Annotated in this window: 15 protein-coding genes and 1 pseudogene; 6 read left to right on the top strand and 10 right to left on the bottom strand. The window is 53.8% G+C overall.

The features are described 5' to 3' along the window. Positions 1-283 precede the first annotated feature (283 nt). A complete protein-coding gene (locus ACVWZ0_RS00920) occupies positions 284-862 on the top strand; it encodes a hypothetical protein (RefSeq protein ID WP_253456791.1) in 579 nt (192 codons plus the stop codon). Positions 863-909: 47 nt separating this feature from the next. On the opposite strand, the gene ACVWZ0_RS00915 is transcribed toward ACVWZ0_RS00920, so the two are convergent. Together ACVWZ0_RS00915 and ACVWZ0_RS00910 are read right to left on the bottom strand one after the other, a co-directional pair. Further along, positions 910-3,006 (bottom strand): peptidase domain-containing ABC transporter, encoded by a 2,097-nt coding sequence (locus tag ACVWZ0_RS00915; RefSeq protein WP_253456794.1) that lies wholly within the window; start codon positions 3,004-3,006, stop codon positions 910-912. Beyond that, the gene (locus tag ACVWZ0_RS00910; protein WP_253456797.1) at positions 2,999-4,285 is read right to left on the bottom strand and encodes an HlyD family secretion protein; all 1,287 of its coding nucleotides are present in this window, start codon (positions 4,283-4,285) and stop codon (positions 2,999-3,001) included. Before ACVWZ0_RS00910 ends, ACVWZ0_RS00915 begins: the two co-directional genes overlap by 8 nt. A 409-nt stretch (positions 4,286-4,694) precedes the next feature. On the opposite strand from ACVWZ0_RS00910, the gene ACVWZ0_RS00905 reads away from it, so the two are divergent. Continuing rightward, positions 4,695-5,426, top strand: a complete 732-nt coding sequence (locus ACVWZ0_RS00905; RefSeq protein WP_253456800.1) for a 4'-phosphopantetheinyl transferase family protein — start codon at positions 4,695-4,697, stop codon at positions 5,424-5,426. A 36-nt stretch (positions 5,427-5,462) separates the two neighbouring features. Here ACVWZ0_RS00905 and ACVWZ0_RS00900 read toward each other — a convergent pair whose 3' ends face one another. Continuing rightward, positions 5,463-6,776 (bottom strand): NCS2 family permease, encoded by a 1,314-nt coding sequence (locus ACVWZ0_RS00900; protein WP_125289191.1) that lies wholly within the window; start codon positions 6,774-6,776, stop codon positions 5,463-5,465. Between the two features lie 207 nt (positions 6,777-6,983). Between ACVWZ0_RS00900 and yieH the strand changes: the two genes are divergently transcribed. Then, positions 6,984-7,646, top strand: a complete 663-nt coding sequence (gene yieH, locus ACVWZ0_RS00895) for a 6-phosphogluconate phosphatase (RefSeq protein ID WP_253456803.1) — start codon at positions 6,984-6,986, stop codon at positions 7,644-7,646. A 34-nt stretch (positions 7,647-7,680) separates the two neighbouring features. Here yieH and ACVWZ0_RS00890 read toward each other — a convergent pair whose 3' ends face one another. From ACVWZ0_RS00890 to pstS, 6 genes are all read right to left on the bottom strand, one after another. After that, complete coding sequence (locus ACVWZ0_RS00890) at positions 7,681-8,871, bottom strand: MFS transporter (protein WP_253456806.1); 1,191 nt, start codon at positions 8,869-8,871, stop codon at positions 7,681-7,683. Between the two features lie 126 nt (positions 8,872-8,997). Next, positions 8,998-9,729 (bottom strand): phosphate signaling complex protein PhoU, encoded by a 732-nt coding sequence (gene phoU, locus ACVWZ0_RS00885; protein WP_253456809.1) that lies wholly within the window; start codon positions 9,727-9,729, stop codon positions 8,998-9,000. A gap of 17 nt (positions 9,730-9,746) precedes the next feature. Next, a complete protein-coding gene (gene pstB / locus ACVWZ0_RS00880) occupies positions 9,747-10,517 on the bottom strand; it encodes a phosphate ABC transporter ATP-binding protein PstB (protein WP_125289188.1) in 771 nt (256 codons plus the stop codon). A gap of 42 nt (positions 10,518-10,559) precedes the next feature. Next, positions 10,560-11,447, bottom strand: coding sequence for a phosphate ABC transporter permease PstA (pstA, locus tag ACVWZ0_RS00875; RefSeq protein ID WP_253456812.1), 888 nt, complete (start codon positions 11,445-11,447; stop codon positions 10,560-10,562). Continuing rightward, positions 11,444-12,406 carry a phosphate ABC transporter permease PstC gene (gene pstC / locus ACVWZ0_RS00870; RefSeq protein WP_253456815.1) on the bottom strand — a complete coding sequence of 321 codons (963 nt, stop codon included), beginning with the start codon at positions 12,404-12,406 and terminating at the stop codon, positions 11,444-11,446. The genes pstA and pstC overlap by 4 nt, the downstream gene beginning before the upstream one ends. 69 nt (positions 12,407-12,475) lie before the next feature. Continuing rightward, a complete protein-coding gene (pstS, locus tag ACVWZ0_RS00865; RefSeq protein ID WP_253456818.1) occupies positions 12,476-13,516 on the bottom strand; it encodes a phosphate ABC transporter substrate-binding protein PstS in 1,041 nt (346 codons plus the stop codon). Between the two features lie 420 nt (positions 13,517-13,936). Between pstS and ACVWZ0_RS00860 the strand changes: the two genes are divergently transcribed. Continuing rightward, positions 13,937-14,362, top strand: a complete 426-nt coding sequence (locus ACVWZ0_RS00860) for a hypothetical protein (protein ID WP_253456821.1) — start codon at positions 13,937-13,939, stop codon at positions 14,360-14,362. Positions 14,363-14,407: 45 nt separating this feature from the next. Here ACVWZ0_RS00860 and ACVWZ0_RS00855 read toward each other — a convergent pair. Next, positions 14,408-14,651, bottom strand: a pseudogene (locus ACVWZ0_RS00855) (glutamine--fructose-6-phosphate transaminase (isomerizing)); the annotation flags it as partial. 186 nt (positions 14,652-14,837) lie between these two features. On the opposite strand from ACVWZ0_RS00855, the gene ACVWZ0_RS00850 reads away from it, so the two are divergent. Further along, positions 14,838-15,674 (top strand): YPO3983 family protein, encoded by an 837-nt coding sequence (locus tag ACVWZ0_RS00850; RefSeq protein WP_253456823.1) that lies wholly within the window; start codon positions 14,838-14,840, stop codon positions 15,672-15,674. Next, complete coding sequence (locus tag ACVWZ0_RS00845; RefSeq protein ID WP_253456826.1) at positions 15,671-16,138, top strand: DUF943 family protein; 468 nt, start codon at positions 15,671-15,673, stop codon at positions 16,136-16,138. Before ACVWZ0_RS00850 ends, ACVWZ0_RS00845 begins: the two co-directional genes overlap by 4 nt. The last annotated feature ends 40 nt before the right edge of the window (positions 16,139-16,178 follow it).

Genomic DNA, 16,178 nt, shown 5'->3' with positions numbered 1-16,178 from the left:
ACCATTACTCAGACGAATGTCGCAATTTTTTAGCGTTAAAGTAATTATTATTGCATCAGCTTCACTTATGCATTCAGGCCAGACAAAGCGGTGAGATACCGCCGGGATAATTTATTAATATAAAGAAAGAAATTAATATTTTTATTGTATTTGTACAATAAAAACAATGAATTACATAGAAGAGTCATAAAGAAATGAGGCTGTATTTTATAGGGAAGAATAAGTTAAAAACACCTTACAAATAAAGATAAATTTTCCATATGATATATTAAGGACAATCCTCATGAAAAAAACCTTCATTAATGGCCTGGCCGCACTATTTTTTTGCTCTGTTACTATGACGGCCTGTGCAGCTGATGACACGACGCTAAATTGTAAAAATTCGAGTACGATAACAGCGCTTAATTTAAAAACATTAGGCTTGAAATTATCGGCAGATACGCCTGTCGACACCGTAATCTATAGCGGAAAAATGGACGTAAAATTTAATTGTGCGTTAGATCAGCTTAAGCAGTATGGGCAAGACGCGGAAGTCTACTTCAAACGTAATGCTGCAGGCGAGTTGGGGTATGGGCTGACCATTTATGTTGGCTACGGCGATACCGAGCCGGGAGCAGCCCCCGTTAATATCCCTACGGGGAAAAAAGTTTCTACCTATGCCTATACCAGCGGCGGCACAGTGGGTACCTATACGGAGGTTGAACTTTCCGTTCCCTTTAAAATTGTCAGAACCGCTATGTCAACAGCGCCCTATTCGGCGTTGAGAAACTATGTTAATCCGTTTGCTGTCGGGTCTAAAATCCCCGGCACAGATTTGCAGTTTCAGGTCAATAACATCAAAAAAGCGATTACCTTAGAATAAGGGCAACATAGAAAACGCCTGTAATTACAGGCGTTTTTTGCTAAAGCTTACAGCTCAATCACCCTGTCCGCGCTGGCGATAGTCGAAGGCCGGTGCGCGATAAAGATCCGGGTGATTTTCAGCGCCGCCACGGAAGCATTGATATGCGCCTCGTTAGCCAGATCCAGATGGCTGGTCGCCTCATCCAGAAACAGGATGTTGGGCCGTCGATATAAGGCTCGGGCAATCAGCAAGCGCTGCTTCTGTCCGCCCGACAGGCTGCCGCCCAGCTCGCTAATCAGCGTCTCGTAGCCCATCGGCATCGCGCTAATTTCCTCATGAATATTGCAGTCCATGGCGCAGCGGATAATACGCTCCATATCCTTCTCGCCGTCAAAGCTGGCGATGTTCTCAGCGATGGATCCGGCAAACAGCTTGTCTTCCTGCAATACGCAGGCGATACATTCCCGATAGTTATTCAGCCCGATATTGTTGATATTCAGGCCGTTGATCAGGATTTCGCCCTCGGCAGGCGCCAGCAGGCCGGACATGACCTTCATCAGCGTGGTTTTGCCAATGCCGGAAGGCCCGACAATCGCCACGCTCTCGCCGGCCTCGACGATGATATTCAGCCCGCTGAAAATCGGTTTCGACAGCTTGTCATACTGATAGGTGACGCCGCGCGCCTCAAAGCTGGCCGGTTCGCCCGAGGCGACCAGCGCCCGGCCCGGCTGGCTTTCTTCGGCGTCGGTAAAGACGATGTCCGCTACCCTGTCGCTGTGCAGCGTCAGCATTTTCAGCTGTAGCACCATATTGATCAGGCTGGCGGCCCGGTCGGAAAACTGGCCGCGATAGGCGTTAAAGGCGACAAACATACCCAGCGTCATTTGACCATCGATCACCATTGAGGCGCCAAGCCACAGGATCACAACCTGGTCGATGGTGCTGATAAACGTGTTTACGCCGCCAAACAGCAGATCGAGTCGGGTCAGGCGAATATTGGCGTTAGTGGTGTCGATATTCAGATTCAGCCAGAACTGCGCTCGCTTGGCGGTTATGCCCAGCGCTTTTAACGTGCCGATGCCGTAAAGGCTTTCCATAAAATGCGAGCTGGCCCGCGCGCCCTTCACAATCTGCTCTTCCTGCGCCTGCCGATAGCGCTGCCAGGTCGCCAGGCGCAGCAGCATATACAGCGCCGTAAAGCCCAGCACGACCCATACCAGCCAGCCGCCGTACAGGAACATCATGATAAACACGCCAATCGACATCAGCGAGTCGATAATACCGTTCACCAGGCTGCTGGTTAGCGTGTTGCGGATCACGTCCAGCGAGCCAAAGCGGGACTGAATATCGCCAAGCTTGCGCTTCTCAAAATAGTTGAGCGGCAGATTAAGCAGATGATCGAACATGCCCGCTTTCCACTGTACGTCGATCAGCGATCCCATCACCAGCGATGTCCAGGCGCGCAGCATACTGACGAAGGCACGGAACAGGATAAAGCCCAGCAGCCCGATACAGATCAGCGACAGCAAATCGTGGTCTTCCGCGATAATCACATGATCCATCACCAGCTGCGTGCCTACCGGCATCAGCAGGTTAACCGCTTCTATCACCAGCGAAAGGCAGAAGATTTTGGCCAGGAAGCCCGGCAGCCCGCTGACGTTTTTCATCATCGTGGTAAAGCTCAGGCTGCTGCGTTGTTTAATGCGGGAGAACTCGCTGTCTGGCCAAACTTCCAGCGCCACGCCGGAAAAGTGCTGGGACATTTCCGCCAGCCCGACAACACGCCGGCCAAAGGCCGGATCGTGCAGGATAAAGCGCGAGCCTTTAACGGCAACCAGCACCACGAAGTGGCTCATATCCCAGTGCAGCAGACAGGGCGTTTTCAGCTGTTTCAGCTCGTCCAGATCCAGCGCCAGCGGTCGCGTTTTCAGCTTCAGCTGCCTGCCGATGTCGATCAGCACGGCCAGCGTAGCGCCATGTGAAGAGATGCCAAATCGGCTGCGCAAATTAAACAGGTCAATATCCATGCCGTGATAGCGGCAGGCCATGACCAGACAGGCCAGGCCGCATTCTGCCGCTTCGGTTTGCAACACGACCGGCACCTTGCGCCGAAAGCTGAAATTCAGCCGACGCAGGATGGTGTCAAAAAGAGGATTATTCATTTACAGGCCCGCTAATGCTTTTTTTGAGGTCATAGTAAGGCGACAGCATCCACTGCCAGAGAGGCCGTTTTTCCAGAAACAGCGTGGCCTGCGCTTTCATGCCGCTGGAGAGCGCCAGGGGCTTGCCCTGATAGCTGAAGCGGCTCTCTTCAAGCGACACGATTACCTTGTAATAGGGTTCAATGACGCCGTCGGTGCGCGGAAGCGTGTTGTACTTGCCCATTTCCTGATAGGAAGCCGGCACGTTGGAAATGGACAGGATGCGGCCCGGAAACTGGCCATATTTCTCGAAGGGGAACGCTTCATAACGCAGGTTGATGGCGTCGCCAGGATGGACATAGGGCATGCTGGTGTTGGGCAGCCACAGCATCAGGTAATAACGGTTGCTGCTGGCGGGCGTCAGCTGGGCCAGGCTGTCGCCAGGGCTGACCATTTGCCCTTCCGTCACGCTCATATTTTCAATTTTGCCGTCGCTCGGCGCGGTAATAAACAGCGTGCCGCTGGCGTCCACCTCCGCCAGCTGGCGCATCAGATCGCTGCGCTGCGCCTGATATTGCGAAATCTGGTTGTCATATTCGATCCCCCTGGTCAGCAGCTCGCTCTCCAGGCTGCTAATCTGCAAAGCTTCCTGAATAACCTGCGTATTCAGGCTCTGCCAGGCATTCTGCTGCTGATAAAAAAGATAGCGCTGGTTGGCGAACTGCTCCTTGTTAATCAACCCTTTACGTAAGTAATCACCGTAACTCGTCATGCTTTTCCGCATTTCGCTCAGGCCGTTTCCGGCTTCAAAAATCAGCGTCTGCGATTTTTGATGCGCCGCCTGGTACTGCGCCAGCTGATGCTGCAAATTCTTCAGCGTGGCCGCTTTGTTTTTCTGAAGCCGGGCGATAATCGTTTCCGATAGCGCAATCTGTTGATTAATCGCAGCGATCGAACGGACGCTGACGTTGCCGGTCAAGGTAATCCGGCTGACGTCGATTTGATAAAGCCGATCGCCCTTTTTTACGCGCTGCCCGGTTTCAGCCCAGGTTTTGGTAATAAACCCCTGCTGTGGTGCAAGGATGGTGATGGCGTGCGGCAACGAGATCACCTCGCCGTTGACGTTAATTCGGCGGGTAAAGGTGCCGTAAAGAATAAACATCAGCAGCAAAATAAAGAACAGCATTGACGCCAGAGCGACGGCCCAGGCGGGATAGCCGGAGGTTAACAACGCCTTACCCAGCCATTTCGTCTTCAGATGCTGCACCGCTTCCATGCGAAATAAAGGTTTGTTTTCCATAACATTCTTAGCGTTTGATTATAAAAGATTTATTAGCACTTACTGATGAAGTGAATAAAATCCGGCCTTCCGTGCCTGGCAGAGGAAAGTACACTATTTCCCGTACGACAATCAACTTCAATTTAAAATTGAAAATAACAACAATATTTAATTCTACTACACTAATTTATTGGAATTCTTCTGCACTCCCTTTAGCAATTATATATTGGCATTACAGGAAATTATTAAACTTAAATAAGACAATGAAGATATTAAAAAGCCATGTAAAAATAATATTGACGATGAGAACCACACGCGCATTCGTTAATATTAATCCTAATTTAGAGGTAAAACGGGAAAGTTACGTGTCACGCGCTAAGAAAATTCTTACAATAATAACGCGTTTTCACCCATTTTCACGGAGCGACAGATGGCCAGCCATTTCGCACGCTGGATCCTGACGGATACCCGCGTCCCGGTACACCAGCTTTCTCAACAGATAACAGAAAGCGCCAGTAACCTACCGGAAAGACGGCGGACGCGCTTTCTGGTGGCCCGTATGCTGCTGGCGGAAATGCTGCTGCGCCTTTATGGCATTTCGCCGCTGCCTGAAATCCGGCTCTCACCAAACGGACGTCCCCACTTTGCCGATGCGCAGCTGCCCGATTTCAGCATCGCCTACGCAGGCAATATCGTTGGTGTACTGCTAGCCGGAGAAGACGGCAGCGTCGGGCTGGATATGGAAATCGTCCGCGCCCACAGCCGCCAGACGCTGGAGCGATATTCACGTGAAATTTCTCCGGCCGAAAAAGCCTGGATACTGGCCCAGACCGATCCCGATGAGGCGGCCACCCAGCTCTGGACGATGCGGCAAAGCATACTAAAGCTGTCCGATAACCCGGAAAAAGATTCGCTGAGGCTGCATCCCGCGTCCGGGCGGCTACGCTCGCTGTTGCAGCCGCAGACAGAAGCCTTTTCCGACGTTGAGCCGCTGATTATCTGGTCTTGCGCCCATTCATCGGGCTGTGAGCGGCTCTCGCTGTGGGAAGTGGACAACGCGCGCTGGAAAGGCCTGCAGGATATTCCTGCCACGGGACAGAAGATGGGGCCGCGCGCGCTGCGGCTGGTGAGCCTGCCGCCGGAAAAAGCAATCGCGCTTTAGCGCGGCGAAAAAAAACGGGCCAGCGGCCCGTTCAGATTAGTGCGCGTCGATAAAGACAATTTTTAACACAAACAGGATCGCCACGACGATGACGCACGGCGAAATTTCACGCCAGCGGCCCGTGCCCAGCTTCATCACGCAGTAAGAAATAAAGCCCAGCGCAATCCCTTCGGTAATAGAAAAACTGAACGGCATCATCACGGTGGTAACAAAGGCCGGCACCGCTTCGGTCAGGTCGTCCCACTTGACGCGCGCCAGGCTGGAGGTCATCAGCACGCCTACGTAGATCAGTGCGCCTGCGGCAGCGTAAGCCGGCACCATGCCCGCCAGCGGCGACAGGAACATCACCAGTAGAAACAGCACGCCCGTCACCACGGCCACCAGGCCCGTGCGTCCGCCAATAGAAACGCCGGAGGAGCTTTCGATATAGGCGGTAACGGAAGAAGTACCGATGTAAGCGCCCGCTACCGAACTGATGCTGTCGACGTAAAGCGCCTGCTTCATGCGCGGAAACGTGCCTTTTTCATCGGTCAGGCCCGCTTTATCCGTTACGCCAATCAGCGTGCCAGAAGAGTCAAACAGGTTTACCAACATAAAGGAGAAGATGATCCCCGCCATGCCGACGTTCAGCGACCCTTTCAGATCGACTTCGCCCAGAATGGACGTAATGCCCGTAGGCATAGAGAACACGCCGCCATACTTCACGTCGCCCAGCGCCAGGCCGATCAGCGTAGTCACCACAATGGAAACCAGCACTGCAATATGAATATTGCGGGAAGCCAGCACGGCAATAATAAAGAAGCCCAGCGCGCCCAGCAGGACGCTGTGGGAGGTCAGATCGCCTACCGCCACCAGCGTTTCTTTATTGGGCACCACGATCCCGGCATTTTTCAGGCCGATCATCGCGATAAACAGGCCAATACCGGCAGTAATACCCACGCGCAGGCTGACCGGGATATTGGAAATCATCCAGTAGCGAATGCGGAAAAGGGTCAGCAACAGCAGCCCTACGGCGCCCCAGAAGATGGCGCCCATGCCGGTCTGCCAGGAGACGCCCATCGCGCCGACGACCACGAAAGCAAAAAAGGCGTTCAGGCCCATTGCGGGCGCAAGCGCTACCGGCAGGTTGGCGACCAGCCCCATCAGAATACTGCCTCCGGCGGCGATCAGGCAGGTCGTCACGAATACCGCCTGGGTATTCATGCCCGCCACGCCGAGGATCTGCGGATTCACGAACACGATATAGACCATGGTCAGGAAGGTGGTAAAACCGGCAATCACTTCCGTACGCACCGTCGTGCCGTGTTCCTGTAGTTTGAAGATCCGCTGCAGTAGACCTGAGTTGTTCATATAAGATTCCAAAACGGAGAAAAGTTATCGTCGGCTATCCTAAACGATAAATTTTAATTTGCCAGACGGCGCCAGAGTTTTTTCGCAACCGATTGCGCCTTGTTAGCCCTGACTTCAGCGCCGTTAACGTAAAATTCATCTTTTCCGGTCGCGTTTTACCTTTCCACGCGTAAAGTAAAAGCACGCCCCTTCGTTAAGGATGAACCGATGTCTGTTAGCTGTATCTTTTTTGATTGCGACGGCACGCTGGTAGACAGCGAGCTGCTTTGTACCCAGGCCTATGTCAATACGTTTGCGCGCTACGGCGTCGAGCTGTCGCTGCAGGAGATGTTTGAAAAATATAAGGGCGTAAAGCTCTATGACATTATTGCCGACGTGACCGCTGAACATCATCTCAGCGCCGATGTCACGGAGCTGGAGCCGGCTTACCGTCAGGAAGTGGCGCGCCTTTTTGAGCAACAGCTACAGCCGATTGCGGGCGCGAAAGCCCTGCTGGCGCAGATTAGCGTGCCGATGTGCGTGGTATCGAACGGCACCGTGCCGAAAATGCAGCATTCGCTGGGATTAACCGGGATGCTCGACTATTTTGATGACCGGTTGTACAGCGGCTATACGATTTCACGCTGGAAGCCCGATCCCGCGCTGATGGCATACGCGGCGGAACAGATGGCGATCCCGCTGGCGCAGTGCATCCTGGTGGATGATTCCGAAGCGGGCGCCAAAGCAGGCATCGCGGCGGGTATCCCGGTGTTCTATTACTGCGCGGACGCCCACAACAGGCCGCTGGATCATCCGCTGGTGACGCCTTTTGACGATATGGCGCAGCTGCCGGAGCTGTGGCGGCAAAAAGGCTGGCAACTGACGCGCTGAGCAGGCACTCCGCGCCAGGCGGCGCGGACACCGTTTAGCCGATCGCGCCCAGCGTATCTTCGCTGCCCTGCTTTTTCGGCAGTAAAAACAGCGTGGCGAAGATATCCAGCAGGTAAATCAGCGCCAGCAGCGTAATCGCTGCCGTAAAGGAGAACTGCATCGCCAGCAGTCCGATAACCAGCGGGCCAAAACCGCCGACGCCGCGGCCCAGGTTAAATAAGACGTTTTGCGCCGTAGCTCTGACCTGCACGGGATAGGTGTCTGAGATCAGCGCGCCGTAGCCGCCGATCATGCCGTTGACGAACATCCCCATCACGGCGCCCGCAAACAGCATCATCATCGGATCGCGTAGCTGGGCGTATGCCACCACCATCACGACCGCACCAGCCTGATAAAGCAGGAAAATCTTCCAGCGGGCAAAGCGATCGGCCAGCATGCCGAACAGCCAGATACCCAACGTCATGCCCACGACCGTGACCGCCGTCCACAGCCCCGATTTGGTCAGCGAGAAGCCAAAGCGGCTGGAAAGGTAAGCCGGCATCCAAATCATCAAGCCGTAGTAGCCAAAGTTCTGTACCGAGCACAGGATAAAAATCCCCAGGCTGGCCTTAGTCGTGGCGGCATCTTTACACAGCAGCTTCAGCCTGGCGGCGAACGATAAGCCCTGATGAACATCCACATGCCGCGTAAAGCCTTCCGGCTCGCCCAGGCCGCGCCGGATAAAAAACGATGCGGCGGCAGGCAGCAGCCCGACCAGGAACATGCCGCGCCAGCCGATGTAGGTTAACAGCAGCGGGGTAATAAAAGCGGCCAGCAGCACGCCAAGCTGCCAGCCGATGCCGACCCAGGCGGAAGCACGGTTACGCTTGTTGGCGGGCCAGGCTTCGGCAATCAGCGCCATGCCGATGCCAAACTCGCCGCCCAGCCCCACGCCCGCCAGCGTGCGGTACGCCAGCAGATCCCAGTAGCCCTGCGCAAAGGCGCAAAGCCCGGTAAACACGGAAAACATCAGGATGGTAAAGGTCAGCACGCGGATCCGGCCCAGCTTGTCGCTGAGATGGCCGAACACGACGCCGCCGATCACCGCGCCAATCAACGTCCAGGTGACCAGCGAGCCTGCCTGCGAGGGATCGAGCGCCAGAGAAAGGCTGATGGCGGGCAGCATAAACCCGAGGATCAGCAGATCGAAGCCGTCCATTGCGTAGCCGCTGATCGCCGCCAGCATCGCTTTGCCTGGCGTTACGCCTTTTTTTGTTGCATCACGGGAGTTCCTTGCCGGTGTGAAGTGCGGCAAGTATAAATTACGAGCGCCGCCAGACCAACTTAAAGCGTCAGGCCGGAAGCGCGATGGTCAGACTGGCTTGTCGTCGCTTTCGCCGGTGAGCAGCTCGTCCAGCTTGTCGCCGCCAACGTGACGGAAATCCTGACCTTTCACGAAATAGAAGATGATTTCACAGATATTCTGGCAGCGATCGCCAATACGCTCGATAGCGCGCGCGCAGAACAGCGCGGTCAGCACGCTGGGAATGGTGCGCGGATCTTCCATCATATAGGTCATCAGCTGACGCACGATGCCCTCATATTCCTGGTCGACCTTTTTATCTTCCCGATAGATTTCAATAGCCGCATTGAGATCCATGCGCGCAAAAGCATCCAGCACGTCGTGCAGCATCTGGATGGTGTGATAGCCCAGCGATTCCAGATTTACCAGCAGCGACTGGTGCTGCTGGCCAAATTTTTCCAGCGCCGTTCGGCTGATTTTTTCCGCCACGTCGCCAATGCGCTCCAGCTCGGAAATGGTTTTGATGATCGCCATCACCAGACGCAGGTCGCTGGCGGTCGGCTGGCGCTTGGCGATAATGCGCACGCACGCCTCGTCAATCGACACCTCCATCATGTTGACCTTCTGGTCGCCATCGATCACCCGCTGCGCCAGCTCGGCATCCTGGTTGTGCATCGCGACGATGGCGTCCGTCAGCTGTTTTTCCACCATGCCGCCCATCGTCATCACCTGGGTGCGGATGTGCTCCAGCTCGGCGTTGAACTGCCCGGAGATATGTTTATTCAGATTGAGATTATCCATGCGTTTCTCCAGTCAACTTAACCATAGCGGCCAGTGATATAGTCTTCGGTTTGTTTTTGGTGCGGTTTGGTAAACAGCGTATCCGTATCGCTGAACTCAATCAGCTCGCCCAGATACATAAAGGCCGTATGGTCGGAACAGCGCGCGGCCTGCTGCATGTTATGCGTGACGATCACCACGGTGTAATCCTGCTTCAGCTCGGTGATCAGCTCTTCGATACGGCCAGTGGAAATAGGATCCAGCGCGGAGCACGGCTCGTCCAGCAGCAGCACCTCCGGGCGAATGGCAATGCCGCGAGCAATGCAGAGGCGCTGCTGCTGGCCGCCGGAAAGGCTGTAGCCGCTCTGCTGCAGCTTGTCTTTGGTTTCCGTCCACAGCGCTGCTTTGGTCAGCGCCCATTGTACGCGCTCATCCATTTCGGCACGGGAAAGTTTTTCGAACAGGCGCACGCCGAAAGCGATGTTATCGTAAATCGACATCGGGAACGGCGTCGGTTTCTGGAACACCATGCCGACGCGCGCGCGCAGCAGGGCGATATCCTGGCTGGCGGTCAGGATGTTTTCGCCATCCAGCAGGATCTCGCCTTCCGCGCGCTGTTCCGGATAGAGCGAAAACATCTTGTTAAACGTGCGCAGCAGCGTCGATTTACCGCAGCCCGACGGGCCGATAAAAGCGGTGACCTGGTTTTTAGCAATATCCAGATTGATATTCTTCAGCGCATGAAATTTTCCATAGTAAAAGTTCAAATCACGAACCTGGATCATATTGCCGGAAGTGTTGTCAGCCATTCTTTTTCTCGCTTATACGCGCCGCCGCAGCCGCGCGTTAGATCAGTGTTTGCTTTTGGCAAAAATCACGCGCGCCAGAATATTTAAAATCAGCACGCAGACGGTAATCAGCAGCACGCCTGCCCAGGCCAGACTTTGCCATTCGGCAAACGGGCTCATGGCGAATTTAAAAATCGTCACCGGCAGGTTAGCCAGCGGCTGCAGCATATCGGTGCTCCAGAACTGGTTGGAGAGCGAGGTAAACAGCAGCGGTGCCGTTTCCCCGGCGATACGCGCTATCGCCAGCAGGATGCCGGTAAGAATGCCCGATATCGAAGCCTTCAGCGTAATGGCCGAAATCATTTTCCATTTCGGCGTACCCAGCGCGTATGCCGCTTCGCGCAGGCTGTCCGGCACCAGCTTCAGCATATTTTCCGTGGTGCGAATAACCACGGGGATCTGCAACAGTGCCAGCGCCACCGCGCCCGCCAGGCCAGAAAAGTGCTGCATCTGCGCTACCACCAGCGTGTAGACGAACAGGCCGACCACGATGGAGGGAGCGGAAAGCAGGATATCGTTGATAAAGCGGATCGTTTCCGCCAGCCAGCCTTTACGGCCATATTCCGCCAGATAGATACCGGCCATGATGCCCAGCGGCGTCCCCACGATGGTCGACCAGAAAATCAGCAGGCCGCTGCCCATAATGGCGTTAGCCAGACCGCCGCCGGCCGTATTGGGCGGCGGCGTGTTTTCCGTAAACAGCGCCAGCGTCATGCCGTCCACGCCGCGCGCGATGGTCGCCCAAAGGATCCAAATCAGCCAGAACAGGCCAAACGCCATCGTCAGCAGGGAAAGGGTCAGCGCGATGCGGTTTTTCATCCGCCGCCACGCCTGCATTTTACGGCGGGAGGCTTCCAGCTCCGCGCGGGACTGCATGGCTATCATGCTCATGAGCGTGCTCCTTCACTTTTCGCCAGGCGGATAATCATCAGCTTTGAACAGGCCAGCACGATAAAGGTGATCACAAACAGGATCAGCCCCAGCTCCATCAGCGCGGCGGTATGCACGCCCGATTCCGCTTCGGCGAATTCGTTTGCCAGCGCGGAGGTGATGCTGTTGCCCGGCATAAACAGCGAAGCGCTGTCCAGCTGGTAGGTATTACCGATAATAAAGGTCACCGCCATGGTTTCGCCCAGCGCGCGCCCCAGCCCCAGCATAATGCCGCCGATCACGCCGTTTTTGGTAAACGGCAGCACGATGCGCCAGATCACTTCCCAGGTGGTGCAGCCGATGCCGTAAGCGGACTCTTTCATCATCACCGGGGTCTGCTCGAAAACGTCACGCATCACCGAGGCGATATAAGGAATGATCATGATCGCCAGGATAATCCCGGCAGCCAGAATGCCGATGCCAAAAGCCGGGCCGGAGAACAGCGAGCCGACAATAGGCACGTTGGCCATCAGCTCGCCCAGCGGCGTCTGAAAATAAGTGGCAAACAGCGGAGCGAAGATAAACAGCCCCCACATGCCGTAAACGATGCTGGGGATGGCGGCCAGCAGCTCGATCGCCACGCCTAAAGGGCGACGCAGCCAGTTTGGTGCCAGTTCGGTGAGAAACAGCGCGATGCCAAAGCTGACCGGCACGGCGATAACCAGCGCGATAGCAGAGGTCACCAGCGTGCCGTAAATCGGCACCAGCGCGCCGAACTGTTCATTAGGCGCATCCCAGGTTTTGGTCCACAGAAAGGAGAGGCCAAATTTCTGAATGCTGGGCCAGGAAGAGACGATGAGCGAGACAATAATGCCGCCGAGCAGCAGTAAGACAATCAGCGCGGCCAGCTTGACCAGCGCGCCAAAAATGAGGTCACCCTGCTTGCCGGGAGCCTTGAATGTCGGCCTGGATGTAGCCATAAAATTCCCGATAGTGAACGTTTTTGGGCGGCACAGCGGCCGCCCGAAACTTATAGCCGTTTAGTCAGCTTAGTACAGCGCTTTGCCCGAGCTGTCTTTAATATTGGTTTTCCATGCGGCGCGGATCTGCTCTACGACGGAGTCCGGCAGCGCGGCATAGTCCAGGCTGGTGGTGACCTGGGCGCCGTTTTTATAGGCCCAGTCAAAGAACTTCAGCACGGCTGCGCCCTTCTCCGCGTTGGCCTGATCTTTCTGCATCAAAATAAAAGTGGTGGAGGTGATTGGCCAGGCGTTATCGCCTTTCTGGTAGGTCAGATCCTGCGCGAAGGATTTGCTCCAGTCCGCGCCTTTCGCCGCGTCGCTGAAGCTCTGTTCGCCTGGCGCAACGGCTTTGCCGTCGGCATCCAGCAGTTTGGTATAGGCCAGGTTGTTTTGTTTGGCGTAGGCGTATTCCACATAGCCAATCGAGCCAGGCAGACGCTGCACGAAAGCGGCTACGCCGTCGTTGCCTTTGCCGCCCAGGCCAGTTGGCCAGTTAACGGTGTTGCCTTTGCCAACTTTGCTGTTCCAGTCGCTGTTCACCTTCGCCAGATAGCTGGTGAATACAAAGGAGGTACCGGAACCGTCAGCGCGGCGCACCACGTTGATATTGGCATCCGGCAGCTTGACGCCAGGGTTCAGCTTAGTGATGGCCGGGTCGTTCCATTTCTTTACGTTACCGAGATAGATATCGCCAACGGTTTTGCCATCCAGCGTCAGTTCGCCGGATTTTACGCCGGGAATGTTCACCGCCAGCACCACGCCGCCAATCACGGTTGGAAACTGGAACAGGCCGTTTTTCTGCAAATCTTCTTCTTTCATCGGCGCGTCGGACGCGCCGAAGTCGACGGTCTTAGCAATAATCTGTTTTACGCCGCCGGAAGAACCGATCCCCTGGTAGTTAATCTGCGCGCCTGTTGCTTTGTTGTACTCGGCCGCCCATTTGTTATAGACCGGCGCCGGGAAAGTCCCGCCCGCGCCCGTCAGGTTGTCGGCGGCAAAAGCGGAAACCGCGCTCAGCGACAGCGTAACAGCCACCAAACGAGCCAGGTTTTTTTGCATCAGTGTCATATTCCCTCCAGGGGATAAAGTCAGTCTTTATACTGTTTTAGTATGATTAATGATTGCTGCTGGAGGCAAAATAGGACAGTTTGATGACAGTAAAATGTACACAATATGACAGTTTTGTGACGAACATCTTTTATACAGACATCCCAGAAAAGAGTGGATCGCCTTTGCAATCGCCCTGTTGTTACTTCGCTACGCCAGCAACGCGCGCGGCAGTTGCGTGACCCGGCTTCCGAATCGACGTCGTGTATCTTCCGGAAGCGCCGTCCATTCGTTGCGCTGACTTTTCTCTGCATAAAATTCATTTTTTATCCAATATTTAGCGGCCCTGAGTGGGCTAATATCAAAGCCGAAAACGCGATGGAGGACGATTAATTTTCGCTCTCGTTTATGGAATGAAATACGTTATTAAGGGAAATTTTTATGAAATACACAGCAAAAGTGATTATTGGCAGCCTGCTGCTGGCCGCCACAGCTGGGCTGGCGCAGGCAAATGAGCAACCACCATTATTATCAGGCGATGGTTACCTGTCAGACAGAGATAACCTGGTTGCCTATTCCGATTACAGTAAAGGTTTTTCCCGCTCTTTTCAGATTGGTGACATAAAAGCTCTTATTGACGCTAACAAGACGTTGCAGGAGAAGGTAACGCAGCAGCAGGAGAGGCTTGAAAAGCTTGAGCAGCAGGAAGAAACGAAGAAACTGGATAAACAGCTCCAGGAGCTGAAAAAAAGCGTAGAGGAAAAAGACCGGGCAAACAGGGAAACGCAAGCCACCGTGCAGAGCCTTAAGGATCAAATCAGCGATCTGAAAAGGACGCTGGATGAGGTTAACAACAAAGTGAAATAGCTTTAAAAACGCGCCGATCCTCTGCAGGATCGGCGCGGTAGTCGGTTACTCTACCGTGACCGATTTCGCCAGATTGCGCGGCTGGTCAACATCGGTGCCTTTAATCAGCGCGACGTGGTAAGAGAGCAGCTGTAGCGGCACGGTGTAGAAGATTGGCGCGATAATCTCTTCCACGTGCGGCAGCGGGATAATACGCATCCCTTCGCTGTTGGCAAAGCCCGCATCCCGATCGGCGAACACGTACAGCAGGCCGCCGCGCGCGCCCCTTTTCAATGTTCCACTTCAGCTTCCCGGCTGAAGCATGTGCCGTCAACGGACAAAGAGTGGATTAGAACATCCGTTATTTTCTCTGCCCGAAACGGCCAAAAATCCGAATTCAGACAGGGAAGCCGCACAGCGTTTACTCTCTGGCTTTTCACCGCGTATTATTCCCTGTAAAGAATGCAACGGACGCTAACACAAGGAGTGTGCCACGATGGCCGGACTGCAATTCCCCTGCACTCTATTCAAAACCCAAAAGCGGATGGACGATTACAGCGCCAGTGATATGCGCTGCGGCGATCTGACCGAAGCACGGTTAAAATCCTATTACGGGCTGGTAGATGTTTCTGCCAAAGCCAATCCTTATACCCTGACGAAAATCACCCCGTTTAATCAGCCACAGTCTATGTTTTACGGCTCCCGTGGAGCTGGCGAGAAAATTACCCGCCAGCAGTGCGCGGCGATCCTGTTTGATGAGTTTCGGGAGCGTTCCCCCTTGTTCTCGGTATATGGGCCTTACCGCCATTTGGCCGAAGAGATGATTACCCACATGCAACACGGCAAAGGTTCACCTTTCAGCAGTGTGAGCCTGAACAGGGCGCTGAAGGAGCATATTTTGTCCGATAACACACCAAACAGCACTCGCTTACGGTTAGGTGAGGCTATTGAAAAATATATTGACTGGAAAAATAAATGTTATCCGGCAAAAGATAAAGAGGAGTTGCGAAAAGCTATTCTCGAAGGAAAACTCCCCAAATTCGACCGCATTCAGGATAGTTTTAATGGTATGGGCATAACTGTCCACGACACCTGGGCAACACACATCACTATCAAATCGCTACAGGTTGATGATGGTAGTTATCGGGCGGTGGTGCATTACAGAATCCAGGATCACTTTGGCCTGGATGTTGACGATATATCAAAATTCAGCTTCAACCTGTTCCGCTTCTTTCGTATCTGGTTTGTGTTGCAGCGATACAACCAGTTTGGTTTTAAGCCTTTTATGACCAACATGGAAGCCGTCATAGAAATTACTGGAGACCGCAAATGAGAGTAAAGAAAAGGAGTCTTATTGCCTTGCTCGCTCTGGCTGTCTGCGTATTGCCTGGTTACTGGCTTTGGCTATCACTGCGTCCGGTGGAAGTTATCGCAGTTCATGATAATGGTAATCATAGCTATGTTTTAGTCAGGAATTTCCCGCAGACCGATATGGGGAAAATAAACTGGTGGCTAAAAAATAAAGATACACTGAAAGAAAAGTATAACATTCCTAACCCCTCATCCTCTGGCTATTTTACTGTTATTTTTTGGAATTTCGGTGAGGGTTATAAAGAAGAAGGAAAATATGACAGGCTTTGTTTTGATGATATGAAAATAAAAATAAATTGCATCGAAAAGGATGCTGTTTTTTCCGTGGATAAAAGCAGGAATTTTGGTATGACTTTCACAGCATACGATGGCGATAATTATCGCTTAGGCCAGAATGGCGACATTATAAAAGTCGGTTCCGATTAGGATTGCGTCTTTCGCAGAGAAGCAGCGACAAAACAATCCT

It is taken from the genome of Erwinia sp. TECH1, assembly GCF_054057575.1.
The sequence above is the reverse complement of the archived record's forward strand: the minus strand, read 5'-3'. Positions and strand labels throughout refer to the sequence as shown.